Source organism: Nocardia higoensis (genome assembly GCF_015477835.1).
Taxonomy (GTDB): domain Bacteria; phylum Actinomycetota; class Actinomycetes; order Mycobacteriales; family Mycobacteriaceae; genus Nocardia; species Nocardia higoensis_A.
Genome location: NZ_JADLQN010000001.1, coordinates 1,760,502 through 1,774,232, shown reverse-complemented (window position 1 = coordinate 1,774,232; position 13,731 = coordinate 1,760,502). Strand labels below are relative to the sequence as shown.

General features: G+C 64.7%; 13 protein-coding genes and 1 pseudogene. 7 read left to right on the top strand and 7 right to left on the bottom strand.

Annotation, left to right across the window (positions count from 1 at the left end):
* Nucleotides 1-33 precede the first annotated feature (33 nt).
* Nucleotides 34-1,665, top strand: a complete 1,632-nt coding sequence (locus IU449_RS07970; protein ID WP_195001238.1) for a phenylalanine aminomutase (D-beta-phenylalanine forming) — start codon at nucleotides 34-36, stop codon at nucleotides 1,663-1,665.
* Complete coding sequence (locus IU449_RS07965; RefSeq protein ID WP_195001237.1) at nucleotides 1,640-2,023, top strand: nuclear transport factor 2 family protein; 384 nt, start codon at nucleotides 1,640-1,642, stop codon at nucleotides 2,021-2,023. The genes IU449_RS07970 and IU449_RS07965 overlap by 26 nt, the downstream gene beginning before the upstream one ends.
* On the opposite strand, the gene IU449_RS07960 is transcribed toward IU449_RS07965, so the two are convergent.
* On the bottom strand, nucleotides 2,007-3,509 hold the full coding sequence (locus tag IU449_RS07960) for a benzoate-CoA ligase family protein (protein WP_195001236.1): 1,503 nt from the start codon (nucleotides 3,507-3,509) through the stop codon (nucleotides 2,007-2,009). The two genes, IU449_RS07965 and IU449_RS07960, sit on opposite strands and share 17 nt — an antisense overlap.
* Before the next feature lie 96 nt (nucleotides 3,510-3,605).
* Nucleotides 3,606-4,502 (bottom strand): helix-turn-helix transcriptional regulator, encoded by an 897-nt coding sequence (locus tag IU449_RS28950; protein ID WP_228803809.1) that lies wholly within the window; start codon nucleotides 4,500-4,502, stop codon nucleotides 3,606-3,608.
* A 72-nt stretch (nucleotides 4,503-4,574) separates the two neighbouring features.
* Between IU449_RS28950 and IU449_RS07950 the strand changes: the two genes are divergently transcribed.
* On the top strand, nucleotides 4,575-5,558 hold the full coding sequence (locus IU449_RS07950) for an AfsR/SARP family transcriptional regulator (RefSeq protein ID WP_195001235.1): 984 nt from the start codon (nucleotides 4,575-4,577) through the stop codon (nucleotides 5,556-5,558).
* A gap of 4 nt (nucleotides 5,559-5,562) precedes the next feature.
* Here the strand turns inward: IU449_RS07950 and IU449_RS07945 are convergent, their stop codons facing one another.
* Together IU449_RS07945 and IU449_RS07940 are read right to left on the bottom strand one after the other, a co-directional pair.
* Nucleotides 5,563-7,308 (bottom strand): AMP-binding protein, encoded by a 1,746-nt coding sequence (locus IU449_RS07945; RefSeq protein WP_195001234.1) that lies wholly within the window; start codon nucleotides 7,306-7,308, stop codon nucleotides 5,563-5,565.
* 171 nt (nucleotides 7,309-7,479) lie between these two features.
* A complete protein-coding gene (locus IU449_RS07940; RefSeq protein WP_195001233.1) occupies nucleotides 7,480-7,710 on the bottom strand; it encodes a hypothetical protein in 231 nt (76 codons plus the stop codon).
* Nucleotides 7,711-7,791: 81 nt separating this feature from the next.
* Here IU449_RS07940 and IU449_RS07935 point away from each other — a divergent pair, with 81 nt between their 5' ends.
* Nucleotides 7,792-8,118, top strand: coding sequence for a hypothetical protein (locus IU449_RS07935; RefSeq protein WP_195001232.1), 327 nt, complete (start codon nucleotides 7,792-7,794; stop codon nucleotides 8,116-8,118).
* Here IU449_RS07935 and IU449_RS07930 read toward each other — a convergent pair.
* Nucleotides 8,061-8,468 (bottom strand): MerR family transcriptional regulator, encoded by a 408-nt coding sequence (locus IU449_RS07930; protein WP_195002393.1) that lies wholly within the window; start codon nucleotides 8,466-8,468, stop codon nucleotides 8,061-8,063. The two genes, IU449_RS07935 and IU449_RS07930, sit on opposite strands and share 58 nt — an antisense overlap.
* A 1-nt stretch (nucleotide 8,469) precedes the next feature.
* A complete protein-coding gene (locus IU449_RS07925; protein ID WP_195001231.1) occupies nucleotides 8,470-9,987 on the bottom strand; it encodes a SulP family inorganic anion transporter in 1,518 nt (505 codons plus the stop codon).
* 375 nt (nucleotides 9,988-10,362) lie between these two features.
* On the opposite strand from IU449_RS07925, the pseudogene IU449_RS28945 reads away from it, so the two are divergent.
* Nucleotides 10,363-10,706, top strand: a pseudogene (locus tag IU449_RS28945) (arsenical pump-driving ATPase); the annotation flags it as partial.
* 79 nt (nucleotides 10,707-10,785) lie between these two features.
* Here IU449_RS28945 and IU449_RS07920 read toward each other — a convergent pair.
* Nucleotides 10,786-11,307 (bottom strand): TetR/AcrR family transcriptional regulator, encoded by a 522-nt coding sequence (locus tag IU449_RS07920; protein ID WP_195001230.1) that lies wholly within the window; start codon nucleotides 11,305-11,307, stop codon nucleotides 10,786-10,788.
* A 135-nt stretch (nucleotides 11,308-11,442) separates the two neighbouring features.
* Between IU449_RS07920 and IU449_RS07915 the strand changes: the two genes are divergently transcribed.
* Both IU449_RS07915 and IU449_RS07910 read left to right on the top strand, forming a co-directional pair.
* Nucleotides 11,443-13,014 (top strand): MFS transporter, encoded by a 1,572-nt coding sequence (locus IU449_RS07915; protein ID WP_195001229.1) that lies wholly within the window; start codon nucleotides 11,443-11,445, stop codon nucleotides 13,012-13,014.
* A 5-nt stretch (nucleotides 13,015-13,019) separates the two neighbouring features.
* Nucleotides 13,020-13,697 carry a pentapeptide repeat-containing protein gene (locus IU449_RS07910; protein ID WP_195001228.1) on the top strand — a complete coding sequence of 226 codons (678 nt, stop codon included), beginning with the start codon at nucleotides 13,020-13,022 and terminating at the stop codon, nucleotides 13,695-13,697.
* Nucleotides 13,698-13,731: the final 34 nt, after the last annotated feature.

The window sequence follows — 13,731 nt, the reverse complement described above, 5'->3', positions numbered from 1 at the left end:
TCGCAACTCCACCCGCAGAAGGGATCCACCATCATGGGATTGACCATCAGATTGCGCGACCGGGTCAGCCTCGAAGAGGTCGCCGATGCCGCCCTCAGCCGGCTACCGGTCGACCTGGACGAACAGTCCTGGCAACGAGTCGCCGATTCACGAGCACTGCTCGACAAATTCGTCGGCGAGGGCCGCATCATCTACGGCGTCACCACAAGTGTCGGCGGGTTCGCGCACCGCTTCGTGCCGGCTGAAGACGCTCAGCAGCTTCAGGAGAACTTGATCAACGCCGTCGCCACCAACGTCGGTGACTACCTCGACGAGGCCACTACACGCGCAGTCATGATCACCAGGGTGGTGTCGCTGTCGCTCGGCAACTCCGCTATCAGCCCGGAAAACTTGCAGGTCTACCTCGACATGCTCAACAACGACGTGCTGCCCTGCATCCCGGAGAAGGGATCCTTGGGCACCAGTGGTGACCTCGGGCCGCTGGCGTACATCGCACTGGTCAGCATCGGGCAGTGGAAGGCGCGTTACCGCGGTGAGCTCCTCGACGGAGCCACCGCTCTGCGGCGCGCTGGGATCACCCCGGCCACGTTGAGCTACAAAGAAGGCCTGGCCATGATCAACGGCACTGCCGCGATGGTCGGCCTTGCTCTGCTCACCTACCAGAAGGCCCGCCGCCTCGTGGACCTGTACCACGCGATCTCGGCCCTTTCGATCGAAGGCCTTGCCGGCATCGTCGATCCTTTCGCCCCTCAGGTCCACGCCGTCAAACCGCACCGCGGGCAATCCGCTGCCGCCGACCGCCTCTACCGCGGCCTGCGCGGTTCCCGGTTGGCGCGCTCGGAACGCAGCATCGAAGCGGCGCTCGCCGCCCGCCGCGACGGCACCGCAGCAGACGAGAGTGGGGTCGACGACAACACCGCGATCGAGGATGCGTACTCGATCCGCTGCACCCCGCAGATTCTGGGCCCGATTCTGGACAGCCTGGACTGGATCCGGACCACCATCGAGAACGAACTCAACGCCACCAGCGACAACCCGATCGTGCTCCCCGATATCGGGCAGGCCTTCCACAACGGTCACTTCCACGGCCAATACATCGCTATGGCCATGGATCATCTGGGAATCGCCCTGACCACTCTGACCAATCTTTCGAACCGGCGCGTCGACCGGTTCCTCGACCAGTCCAACAGCAACGGCCTGCCGGCGTTCCTGTGCCGCGAGAACCCGGGCCTGCGGCTGGGATTGATGGGCGGTCAGTTCATGACCGCTTCCGTAACTGCCGAGACCCGTACCCTCACTGTGCCGGTGTCAGTACAGTCGCTGACCACCACTGCCGACTTCCAGGACATCGTCTCCTTCGGCTTCGTCGCCGCACGTCGTGCCCGTGAGATCCTGCGCAACACCGCCTATGTCGTGGCATTCGAGCTGTTGTGCGCGTGTCAGGCCGCCGACATCCGCGGTGCCGACGGCCTGAGTCCCTGGACCCGGCCGTTGTATGAGCGGGTGCGCTCGATTGTGCCGTATCTCGATCGTGACCTGACCATCACCGAACACCTGGAAGCCCTCACCGACTTCCTGCTCAGTGACGGGGCGGCCGAGTTCATCGACTTGCCTGCAGCAGCTTCTGAGGATCATGGCGATGCCCGTGTCGGCGATCCCGCCTGAGCAGCAGCCGTTCCTCGCGGTCGTCGAGCGGTGGCGCCGGGCCGAGCTGGCCGGTGCCACCGACGAGCTCGCGACACTGCTCGCCGATGATTTCATCGGTGTCGGCCCAATGGGCTGGATACGCACGAAGCCGCAATGGCTGGCGAAGTACGGCAGCGGCGCGGTTCGCAACGACGTGTTCGAACTGTCCGACATCCGGATCCTCGACCTGGGCACCGCCACATTGGTCGTGGCCCATCAGAAACAACACGGTGTCAATGGCGCAGCGGACACCAGCGGGGAATTTCGGTTCTCATTGACCGTGACCAACGACCTCATCCGCTCCATTCACGTCACCCGTATCATCGAGCCGCGCTGAGATTTGCGCGCTCACGCAACACGAAGCGCTGTACCTTGCCCGCGGGTGTCTTCGGCAGTGATCCGACCAGCTCGACGTAGTGTGGGACCTGGTCGGGTCGCAGCCGCTGCGCGCACCAACGCCGCAGCTCCGTGATCAACTTCGCGGCATCGGTGCCGGGTTTCGGCTCGGCAGGCACGACGAAGGCTTTGATCCTGTTCATCGTTCCGGTAGCCACTGCGATGACCGCGGCCTCGGCAACCGTCGGATGTTCCAGAAGCTCGGACTCGATCAGGTGAGCTGACACCCACTGCCCACCGATCTTCATCAGATCATCCAGGCGCCCCATGTACCGGTACCGGCCGTTATCGATGGTGAAGCAGTCACCGGTACGAAACCAGTTTCCGCAGAATGCATCTCGAGTCGCATCCTGGTTCCTCCAGTAGTGGTCGAAGGCGCTCGGACCGCGCACCCACAGCTCACCGGCGTTCTCCGGCGCCCCTGGATGCGGTCGCAGCTCGATGTCGTAGCCAGGCACCGCATATCCCGCCGACCCCGGCTGTATTTCACCGGGGCGGTTGCTGCAGTAGATGTGCAGCATCTCGGTGGATCCGACTCCGTCGAGGATTTCCAACCCGAACCGGTCGCGCCAGCGGTGCCAGATCGGTGCGGCCAGCGGCTCCGCCGCCGACACGCACAGCCGCAGCGAGGCCACGTCCACCGGAACGGCTTCGGCATGCCGCAGTACCGCGTGGTACAGCGCTGGGACCGAGAACAGAACAGTTGGGCGGAACCGCTCGATGGTGTGGACAATCCCCTCCGGCCCAGGCCTGCCCTGCAGGAACATCACCGAGGCGCCGTGCCACAGCGGGAAAAGCAAGCCGCCCCCGAGACCATAGGCGTGAAACATCTTCGCTGTGGAGAAGAGGACGTCGTCGGCCCGGACATCCAACACGCCGCCGGCGTAGCCGTTGCAGCTACCGGCGATGTCGCGGTGCAGATGCACCACCGCCTTGGGCCGGCCTGTCGAGCCAGAACTGTACAACCAGAACGCGACATCCTCGGCTTCGATCGTGATGGGGGTGATCTGCGTGCCCAAGCCGTCAGCGGGCTCGGCGACCAACTCAGCGCTCGACACGACCGGCCATTCTGCGCCCATGTCGGGAGCGCCGTCGGCTACCCAGATCTCGGCACGGCTGTGTTCCAGCGCGTAGCCGGCAATCTGTGCCCACGGGTTGATCAACACCGGAATCGCGCCGATGCGCATCGCTCCCAGAATGATTGCCACCAACTCAGGGGAATCGTCGAGCTCGACGACGATCCGATGTTCACGCCGTATACCGCGTGTCTGGAGTCGCCAGGCCACGATCCGGATCATCCTCAACAGGCTCCCATAGCTGATCGGACCGTCCTCGGTCCAGATCGCCGGCCGGCGCTCTCCCCCTTCTGCGACCACTCGGTCGACAACGTTCACCAGCGGCGCGGGATCGGCTGCAATCGCACTCATGTCACCAGTACCGGGCACCGCCTTCGAGAAACGTTCGAAGGCGGGTCGAGAGCCCCTTCGGTCAACCACATCTTGCCGCGCTGGCGAGCGTCCGGCTCAGGCCAGATGGAGCATGCGGGCCGCGGCAACCAGTCCCGCTCGGGATCCGACATCGAGCAGTTCACGTAGGGCGGCGATGTCACGGCGGACGGTCTTGACACTGACGTTCGCGCGTGCGGCCAGTTCCTCGTCGCCGAGTCCGGCGACGAGCCCACGCAGTATGGACAGTCGCCGCGACGGCCGCACTGGATGATCCGTCTCCGACACCGCACTGTCGCAGTCCGTGCGCACCGTTGCGCCGTGCAGATCGTGGTGCAGAACCCCCAGGCGGCCGTCGTCTATCACCAGTCCTCGGGCCTCGAGCGTAGGGCTGACCACCGTCGAGACATCGCGGTCTTGCATCCACTGACGCAATTGCCTGCTCTCCGGCGCCGAGAGATAGGTCCGCGACCACACGCTGGTTACCGGCAGGCCCTTCAGTTGGGCATACTCGACGATCGTCTGGACCGCCCGTGTGGAACCGAGAAGTGGCCGGGCGTGATAGGTCGTCACGTTCTGCGCGGCCATCGTCACCGCAGTCTCGGTGAGATTGGTGAAGCAATCCACGCTGATGGCGACGTGATGGGCCGAGGCCAGTAACGTCGAGTGCTGCACAATCTGCTGGGTGGTTTCGGGGCCGAGCACAGCATCGAGCCCCAGCTTCGGATCCCCGGCCATCGCCTGCAGGATCAGCCTTCCCAGCGCCAGTATCGGGCTCGTGGCGCGGACGGCCTCCACGATGTCGCGCGAGTCGTCTATCAGGCGATATTCACGTAATTCGGACAATCCCAGGTCTGCCTGCCGCTGACTGAGTCCCAGAGCCAGTGCGATGGCTGTCACGGGGACGTGCCGTTCGGCCCGCACGTACCGATACACCTCGCCGGTAATCGACAACGGACCCCGGTCGATCCCCATGAAAGCAGCCTACCCAGCGCTTGAACATGTGACCAGAAATGGGCTTGGTGTCACTACCGAGTTGCTGGTGTCTTGGAGATTCTGGAGTTGACGAGCAAAGCGGTGTCCATGATCGGTCGTTATGGCGAGGTCGGCTTGCGGAGCCATGGCTATCCCGACAGGCTGGAAAGCCACAGGGGATTCCGGATCAGCGCCGATCAGTCGGGGAATCTGAACCAGCACTGGAGGTTTCGGGTGAAGCTGCTCATAGGGGGACTCACTACCGGGCCGGGCGGGCTAGTCGTGCAACTACTCGGACCGGTGCGGCTCGGCAGGGGGCACGCCGACACGGCGCTCCCTCCCAAAGTTCGCCAGATACTAGCTGTTATCGCGCTGAGGGCCGGATCTGTTGTGGCGCACGACACACTCATCAGTGAGTTGTGGGCGGAGGATCCGCCCCGCAGCGCAATGACGACGATGCAGACCTACATCTATCAGCTGCGCCAAGCCGTCGACAGCCTTCACGGAAGTCATCGGGGGGCACAGGTACTGATCACCGAATCATCTGGCTATCTGCTGCGGGAGAACACGGTCGAGATCGATGTCATGCGTTTTCGCGAACTTGCCCGAACAGCTCGTGCACACCTGCATGAACAGCCCGAACTAGCGGTCTCGCTGGCACGGCAGGCACTGAGCTTGGTTCGGGGTGAACCACTGATGGATGTCGCTGTGGGGCAGGTGCTCAATGGTGGTGTGGTGCGACTACGCGAAGAGATCGCTCTTGTCCAGCAATTGGTCATCGAAGCCGAGATCGGCCTGCGACGCTACAGCGAGGCCATTGTCGAACTGCACGAACTGTGTAGTCTCCATCCGCTGCGGGAGTGGTTCCACTATCACCTCATGGACGTGCTGGCCCGGAACGGTCGCCGGGCAGAGGCATTGGAGGTCTATGCCGATCTCGGCCGAAGGTTACGCGGCGAACTCGGCATCGAACCTTCCCAGGGGTTCCAGCAACTACACATGCGGATCCTCGACGGCAAGATCGCCCCGGACACCCGTGATACGCGTCCGGCCTGAGAGTTCACGGCGCGTGGATCACCGCCTCATCATCACCACGCACGACCATCTCGACCAGTTCGGGGCGTAGCGCGCGTACTCGGGCCTGGTTGATATACCCCTTGTCGGTGATCTCGCCGGCACCCAGGTCCGGCGCGGTCGGGGCGATTATGAGACGGGCGATTCGTTGTGAACTCCCAGCGCCCTCGGCGACTGCCGCCAATGCCTGCCTGAGTCTGTCTCGTGCGGCAGGGGTCGGCGTGCAACTGTCGATGAGCCAGACGATCGCCGAAACAGCGTCGGTGTCGTGTCCGCACAGAACAACGTGCCGCACGATTCCGGCGGCCTCCGTGAGTGCGGCACGGACGAGGGCGGTGTTGACGAAGGTGCCTGAGGACAACTTGAAATCCTCGGCGAGCCGGCCGCCGAAGCACAATCCCGCGCCGGGGTCGCCCGGATCGATCAGTTGGGCGGCGTCGCCGGTGTGCAGCCACCCGGCCTCGTCGACTGCCGCGCGCTCCCCGTCGACTGTCAGGTAGCGGGAAGTCACGTTCGGACCGCGCACCAACACTTCGGACTTGGTCGGAACACTCGCCGATTCGGCCAGCATCAACTCGATTCCCGGTAACGGGACGCCGATGTTGGTGGGGTCGTCGGTGGGGAAGTGTGCGCTGGTGCAGGCCGGGCTGGTCTCGGTCAGCCCCCATGACGAGGTGAGTAGAACCTGCGGGTTGTAGCGATCGGCCAGTGCGCGCAACCGGCTCCACACGCCGCGGTCCATCGCTGCCCCCGCGCAACACAACAGGCGCACATGGCCGAAGAACTCCCGCGCAATCGTCGGTTGGTGCTCCAACTGCTCAACCAGACGCGAATATCCCAGCGGGACGTTGAAGTACAAATTCGGCCGTACCCGAGCGAGGTTGGTAACTGTGCGATCAACGGTGTCGGGGGTTCCGTCGTCGAGCCAGTAGGTCCCGCCGTTGGCCAGGACGAGATTCAGGTTGTGGTTGCCGCCGAAGGTGTGGCTCCACGGCAACCAGTCGAGCAGGATCGGCGGATCGGTGACGACAAACGGCCAGATTTGGCGCAGCTGTTGCTGATTGGCCGCCAGCATGGCGTGAGTGTTGACCACGCCCTTGGGGGAACCGGTGGAACCGGAGGTGAACATGATCTTGGCCACCAGCCCCCCGTATAGCTGCTGCTCGGCCTCCCTGACCGCAGGAGTCGGCTCCACTGTGAATTGCGCAAGGGTAGTCATGCCGGTCACCGGCGAGGCCGACAGGCGGATGCGGGCGCCGATGGCATCGGCAGCGGGTCGATAGGCGTCCGACTCGGCGAACACCACCTCGGGGTGCACGATCGCTGTCAGGGTCAGCAGGCGCGATGGATTGGCGGATTTGAGCGAATAGGCTGGGCTGATCGGAACGACCGCGAGTCCCAGCGACTGTGCCGCCAAGCTGACCACCAGATGGCCCAGGCTCGGCCCCGACAGGACAGCGACCGGACCTTTCACCCCATTGTCGATCAATCCCTGCGCAACACCATCGACCATTGCGCCGACCTCGCCCCAGGTATGGCAGCGCCACGACGTGTTCTCCGGCACCATGAGCAGTGGGCGATACGGATGATCACGGCACCCGGTCCTGAACAAATGCACCACGCTGTCGGCGTGTGCGGCCAGCGGCTGCCGGGAAGACAGAACATGCGCATCGCCTGCCGCGTAACGACGCGACCGGATCAGTGGTTGCGGCAGGGGCTCCAAGTACTCCACGCCTTGATCGTGGCGCGCAGAGTTCGAGGAAGCTTCGAAAGACAATCGAGCCACGGAATCGGTTGCGGAGCGCGCTCTGCTGGACCGGACTTGCGGGCATGATCGCGGTGGCGGTGCTTATGACGGCTGCTCATTCGGCCAGGGGCAGGTATGCACCGACCTGCGCGGCGATCACGATGTGGACCGGCCGGGCTCGGTGGCGCCCGGGGTGGCGACGGTGATCTGTTCGATGGTCAGGCTCAGCGCGCCGGGTAGGGCGGCGAAGGCTTCCTCGACGCGGGCGATCAGCGATGCGCGCGCACCCACGCCGCGGCGGGCGGAATGGCGTTCGGCGCGGACCCAATTCTTGGCTCCGCAGCGCCAAGCGGCCATGGTCAGCTCCGGGAGCAGTCGGATGGTCACGTCGGCGCGGCTGTCGGCACCGGTGCGGGCTTCGAGGGCTTCGACCAGGCGTTCGTGGGTCGCCAGCGACAGGGCGTTGCTGTGGTGGCGCAGTGCGGCGTGGTGAGCGATCTCGGCGACACACCACCGGCAGCGCGGCGCGGCCAGGCGACCTCGCTGTCGGGCACGGCGATGTTCACCGGCCAGTTCGGCTCGCCACTGGTGTTCGGTCCGCTCATGGCCGCCACCTCGATCACCACCGGCTACCTGCTCGCCGCGGTGCTCGCAGCCGTGATCCTCGCCGGTCTCGTGTTCCTGCGGATCGATGCCCCGCAGGAACAGGACCCGGGTCGAAGCGATGAGCAGTCCGGTCAGACCGAGGGCGGCGAGGTGCGGGTGGTGAGCAGGCCGGTCAACTCCTCGGCGTAGGCGAGTTGGCGCCGCAGTCGTTCGGCGCTGTCGATGGCCTTGTCGCGGTAGAACAACAGATCCGCCTGCGCCGTCTCTCGCCGGCCGGCTGCGGCCGACCGGTCGTCGAGCACGTCGATAGCCTCGAGCAGGTGCTTCATCTCCGCGAGGGTGAACCCGAGTGGCTTCATCCGCCGGATGAGCAGCAGCCGGTCGACATCGGCGGCGGTGTAGAGGCGGAACCCGCCTGCCGACCGCGCCGACGGTTGCACCAGGCCGATCTCGTCGTAGTGGCGGATCGTCTTGAGCGACAGGTCGGTTCGCTCGGCTACCTGCCCGATCTGAGAGTAGCCGCTGGACTCGGCGCCCATGTCAGTGCGCACCGGCCAGGTGCCCGGACAGCCGCTCGTGGCGGGCTTCCGAGGCCGGGTTGAGCCCGATGATCTCCACGTTCTTGCCCCTGGCGGCGTATTTGGTGGTGATCGCGTCCAGGGTCGCCACGGTGGAGGCGTCCCAGATGTGTGCATCCGACATGTCGATCACGATATTGGCCGGATCGCCGACGTAGTCGAATTGGTAGATCAAGTCGTTGCTGGAGGCGAAGAACAACTCTCCGCGCACCTTGTACACGCGGGTGTCGATGGCGCCGTCGTGGTCGGTGTCGGCCTCGGCCACCTTGTCGACCTCGGTGAAGTGGGCGACCCGGTGCGCGAAAGCGACCATGGCGGTGAGTACTCCGGCGATGACGCCGTAGGCGAGGTTGTGGGTGGCGACCGTGACGACGACGGTGACCGCCATGACGGTGGTTTCGGCGATCGGCATGCGCCGCAAGGTCTTCGGTGCGATGGAGTGCCAATCCATGGTGCCGACCGAGACCATGATCATGACCGCCACCAGCGCCGCCATCGGGATCTTGGCGACGAGCCCGCCCATGGCGACGACCAGTATCAGCAGGAACACACCGGCCAGGAACGTGGAGATGCGGGTGCGGGCACCGGAGGTCTTCACATTGATCATGGTCTGGCCGATCATCGCGCAGCCACCCATGCCGCCGAAGAACCCGGTGACGATGTTGGCTACACCCTGACCCCAACCCTCGCGGGTCTTGTCGGAATGGGTGTCGGTGAGGTCGTCGACCAGCTTGGCGGTCATCAGCGACTCCAACAGCCCGACCAAGGCCATCGCCAATGCGTAGGGGGCGATGATCTGTAGCGTTTCCAGGCTCAGCGGTACATTCGGGATCAGCAGCGACGGCAGGCTCGACGGCAACTCGCCCTCGTCACCGACGTTCGGCACGTTCAACGCGAACACCATCGTCACCGCGGTCAACGCGACGATCGCCACCAGCGGCGCCGGGACCACGGTGGTCAGCCTCGGCAGGAACACCATCACCGCGAGCCCGACGGCGACCATCGGATACACCAGCCACGGCACCCCCAGCAGGTGCGGAACCTGCGCGAGGAAGATCAGGATGGCCAGCGCGTTGACGAACCCGACCATCACACTGCGCGGGATGAACCGCATCAGCTTGGCCACCCCGGCCACGCTGAGCACGATCTGCAGCACACCGGCCAGCAGCACTGCTGCGATCAGGTAGTCCACGCCGTGCTCTTTCACCAACGGCGCGATGACCAGTGCGATCGCGCCGGTGGCCGCGGAGATCATCGCGCGCCTGCCGCCGACGATCGCGATGGTCACCGCCATGGTGAACGAGGCGAACAACCCCACCCGCGGATCGACACCGGCGATGATCGAGAACGAGATCGCCTCCGGAATCAACGCCAACGCCACGACCAGACCGGCCAGCACCTCGATGCGCAACCGTTTCGGGCTGCGCAACGCGGCCAGCACCGAACTTTCATCAACCGGTCGATGTGTCGTCGACACCATCGGCACTCCATTTCCATGCATCACGCGCACGCGGGCGCACCCCGGCGAACGCGAAACCGCTCGCCGGAGAGAAAGTCATCGGGACCGCGAGTGGCTGCCCCCGGAAACGGGTGGAGAGTCGATCGCATCGGCCACGCCGCCGGACGCGCATCGACATCAGCTACCACTCAGCGAGCTGAACTCTACCCTCACGGGAGGGTAGAGTGGACATCCGGGACGCGAGCTGTGGCGCACATCTCAGCTTTGCTGCACAGGCCATTCCCGGCAGATTGTCCTAACGGAGTGGTTCAGCCGCCACCGTTGCCGCGGCGCGTATTCCGTTGAGAAGGGGGCGGGGCCAGGCATGCGAAACGCCGACAGTGAGGGCGCCCGTTCGTCATCGACACTGCCCCGACCGTTCATACCCTTCCGCTGCTCGACGCTATCGGCTCCTATCATCGCAGATCGCCCGGCAGTTGGGCGAGGGCGCGCGCTTCACGACCCCGCTGATGCGCCTGCGGGACCCCGCCTAGGCAAAGGTCGTGATCGTCACCCTCGCCGAGATCACTCCTATGCTCCAGGCTGCCGCCCTCCAAGCCGACCTGCAGCGCGCGGGCATCGAACCGTGGGCGTGGGTGATCAACAATTCTCTCGCTGCCGCGAAGCCGACCGCGCCGTTGCTTCGGCATCGGGCTGTCGCCGAACTCGAGCAGATCGACAAGGTCTGCACCGAACTCGCCGCAGAACGGCTGCCTGCCGCGCGACCTGACCAGGTGACGCCGGGGCGGCGGCGGAGCGATGCCGGCTTCTGGAGCCGACTCAGGGCCCGGGGCTGGCGAAGGCGTCGGCCAGGGTGCGGCCGAGCAATCGGCCAGCTTCCTCAGCTGTTCGCCGACCCGCAAGGACTTCTTCGTTGGCGGCGCGCGCGAGTCCGTGGATCATCGCGTACATCCATTCGGGGGGAAGGTCCGCACGGAGCTCACCCCGCTGGACGGCGCTGGTGAGCCATATGAGAAGCGGCTCGTCGGGCGCCGGATGGCGCAGTGGCGCATCGGTGATCGCGCCGGGGCGGTTGTCGAGGAACCTGTAGCGCTCGCCCACTCGAATAATCCCCGGGCCAAGGCGGTGAAATGCCGCCGCCGCATCAGCGTCCGGTGTGATCGCCGCGGTGACGATGGCCCTCTGCTCGTCGACAACGAGGTCGATGAGCGCCTGCATGAGGTGCTCGCGTGTGGGGAAGTGTCGGTAGACGGTTGTTCGTCCCACGCCCGATTTTGCGGCGATCTGCTGCATGCTCGCCTCCGGGTCTGCCCCCAGCATTCGGATGGCGGTGGCGATCACGGCGTCTCTGTTGCGTTGAGCGTCCGAGCGCAGTGGGTGTTCTGTCGTGTTGGTGCAACTAGCGTCATCCACCCAGTAAATGGTACAACAAGTACCAAGTGGTACGTCGTGTTCCATTTCCTAGGAGGCTTCGATATGAACAGAGCCGAACTGTTGCCCCAGACGTACCTGTCGAGGCGGCGACGGCAGTACACGCTGATCGCGGTGGCGGCGGGTGTAGTGATGGTCAGCCTGGACGGCACCATCGTCCACATCGCCAATCCGACGATCGGTCGCGACCTCGGCTCCTCGCTGACCGGTCTGCAATGGGTGACCAACGGCTATCTACTCACGCTGGCGGTGACGATGATCATCGGTGGAAAGCTCGGTGACAGATTCGGTCGTCGTCGGGTCTTCGTGGTCGGCGTCATCGGGTTCGCCCTTGCTTCCCTGGGCTGCGGTCTGTCGACATCGACCCCGGCGCTGATCACCTTCCGCGTGCTGCAGGGGCTCGCTGGAGCGATGTTGGTGCCGAACACTCTCGCAATCTTGAGGTCGACTTTTCCTCCCGCCGAACTTAACCGTGCCATCGGGACATGGGGTGCGGCGTCGGCATTTGCGGCCGCCGCCGGTCCGATCGTCGGGGGGCTATTGGTGGAATACCTGTCGTGGTCGGCGATCTTTCTGCTGAATGTGCCGATCGGGCTGATCACAGCCGCTGTCACGGTTCGGTGGGTAGACGAGAGCCGTACCCCCGACCGCGCCGGCAAGGTCGATACGGTCGGCGCCGGCCTTCTCGCGGCGGCGCTGTTCGCAGTGGTGTGGACCATGACGGGTACCCCCAACAGCGGATGGGTGTCCGGGCAGGCCGCCGCGAGCGCGGTCGCAGCTCTGATTCTGCTGGCGGGATTCGTGACTTGGCAACACCGGGGCACCGCACCGCTCCTCCCGCTGTCGCTGTTTCGTTCCCGCACGCTGTCGGTCGGGGTCGTCCTGCTTCTCAGTGGGAATATTGCGCTGTACGGGGTGCTGTTCTCCATCGGTCTCTACATGCAGAATGTGAACGGCCATTCACCATTGGAGACCGGGATTCGCTTGCTTCCGCTGATGGTGGTGTTCACCGTCAGCTCGCCGCTCGGTGGAATGATGACCGAGAAGTGGGGGTCTCGTTGGCCGTTGGCCCTGGGGATGACCCTGTTGGCGGTCAGTTTCGCCGGGCTGGCCAGCCTGTCGGCGCAGTCCTCCTACCATGAGCAGTGGCCCTGGTTGATCCTGCTCGGTTCTGGCATGGGGATCATTGTCGTCGCTGCGACCGAGGCCATCGTCGGCACCGCACCCATCGAGCACAGCGGCGTCGCCGGGGGCCTGCAGACCACCGCAAGTCAGCTCGGTGGAGTGCTCGGCACAGCGGTGTTCGGGACGGTGATCGCAACGATCGTCGCTCGAGCGCTACCATCGGAACTTCACAGCGCGGATGTCCCCGAGGCGGTCTCGGGGCAGGTAATCGGGCAATCCGGTCTCGTCGAACAGGGGATTGCACCCGTTACCGCGCAGATGGGCGACACGACTGCGGCGGCGGTCACCCGCGGAACAGAACTCGCATTCATGTCCGGGATGCAGGCAGTCATGTGGATCGGAGTCGGCCTCGCGCTCGTCAGCGCACTTCTGGCGCTGCTGATTCAGCCGAATGGCACGCAGACCGCGGCCGAACCGACCGAAGCGGCGTGAACAGGATGCGGTCGATCATTCAGCACATCGATGAACTGCCCTTCGCCCATCACCTTTCCCTGCCCGAGGGCACACCCGAGGCCTCCGAGGATTACAGCGGAACCCACTTCGACGGCTTCGATCTCACCGATCTTCGTGCCGAGGGCACGCACTTCACACAGGTCGCCTTCACCGACGTCAACATCTCCGAGGGGCGCTTGACCCGATCTCGTTTCGACGAAGTCTGGATACATCAGGCCCAGTTGATCGGTACCGATCTGGCCGAAACCCAGTGGATCGACTCCCAAATTCACACCTGTGTGCTCGCCGGAACCGCACTGTTCGACACGCAGCTACGACGGGTGACCTTCGTCGGCTGCAAGTTGACTGGCGTCAACCTACGCGGCGCGGAACTGCGTGATGTGGCTTTCGTGGACTGTCTACTCCGGGAAATCGACTTCTCCGACACAAAGATGACCGACGTCAGGTTTCCGGGGTCGACCGTGGACAAGCTGCGCCTGGACAAAGCGGCACTGCGCAATGTCGACCTGCGCGGTACGCGCACTATCGGTATCGAGAGCGGCTACCACTCGCTGAACGGGCTGATCATCAGCCCGCATCAACTCCTGGATCTGGCACACGAGTTCGCCCTCGCTCTCGGAGTCACCGTGTCCTCGGATGAAGATCTGGGGCAGTCCGGTTGATCGGTCCCCGTCAACGGGGCCACGATCTTGAAGC

Bases quoted from the DNA above. Each gene is read 5' to 3' on its own strand.
- IU449_RS07965 (WP_195001237.1), top strand. From the start codon at position 1,640: ATGCCCGTGTCGGCGATCCCGCCTGAGCAGCAGCCGTTCCTCGCGGTC.
- IU449_RS28950 (WP_228803809.1), bottom strand. From the start codon at position 4,502: ATGGGGATCGACCGGGGTCCGTTGTCGATTACCGGCGAGGTGTATCGG.
- IU449_RS07915 (WP_195001229.1), top strand. From the start codon at position 11,443: ATGAACAGAGCCGAACTGTTGCCCCAGACGTACCTGTCGAGGCGGCGA.
- IU449_RS07930 (WP_195002393.1), bottom strand. From the start codon at position 8,468: ATGGGCGCCGAGTCCAGCGGCTACTCTCAGATCGGGCAGGTAGCCGAG.
- IU449_RS07960 (WP_195001236.1), bottom strand. From the start codon at position 3,509: ATGAGTGCGATTGCAGCCGATCCCGCGCCGCTGGTGAACGTTGTCGAC.
- IU449_RS07910 (WP_195001228.1), top strand. From the start codon at position 13,020: ATGCGGTCGATCATTCAGCACATCGATGAACTGCCCTTCGCCCATCAC.
- IU449_RS07970 (WP_195001238.1), top strand. From the start codon at position 34: ATGGGATTGACCATCAGATTGCGCGACCGGGTCAGCCTCGAAGAGGTC.
- IU449_RS07925 (WP_195001231.1), bottom strand. From the start codon at position 9,987: ATGGTGTCGACGACACATCGACCGGTTGATGAAAGTTCGGTGCTGGCC.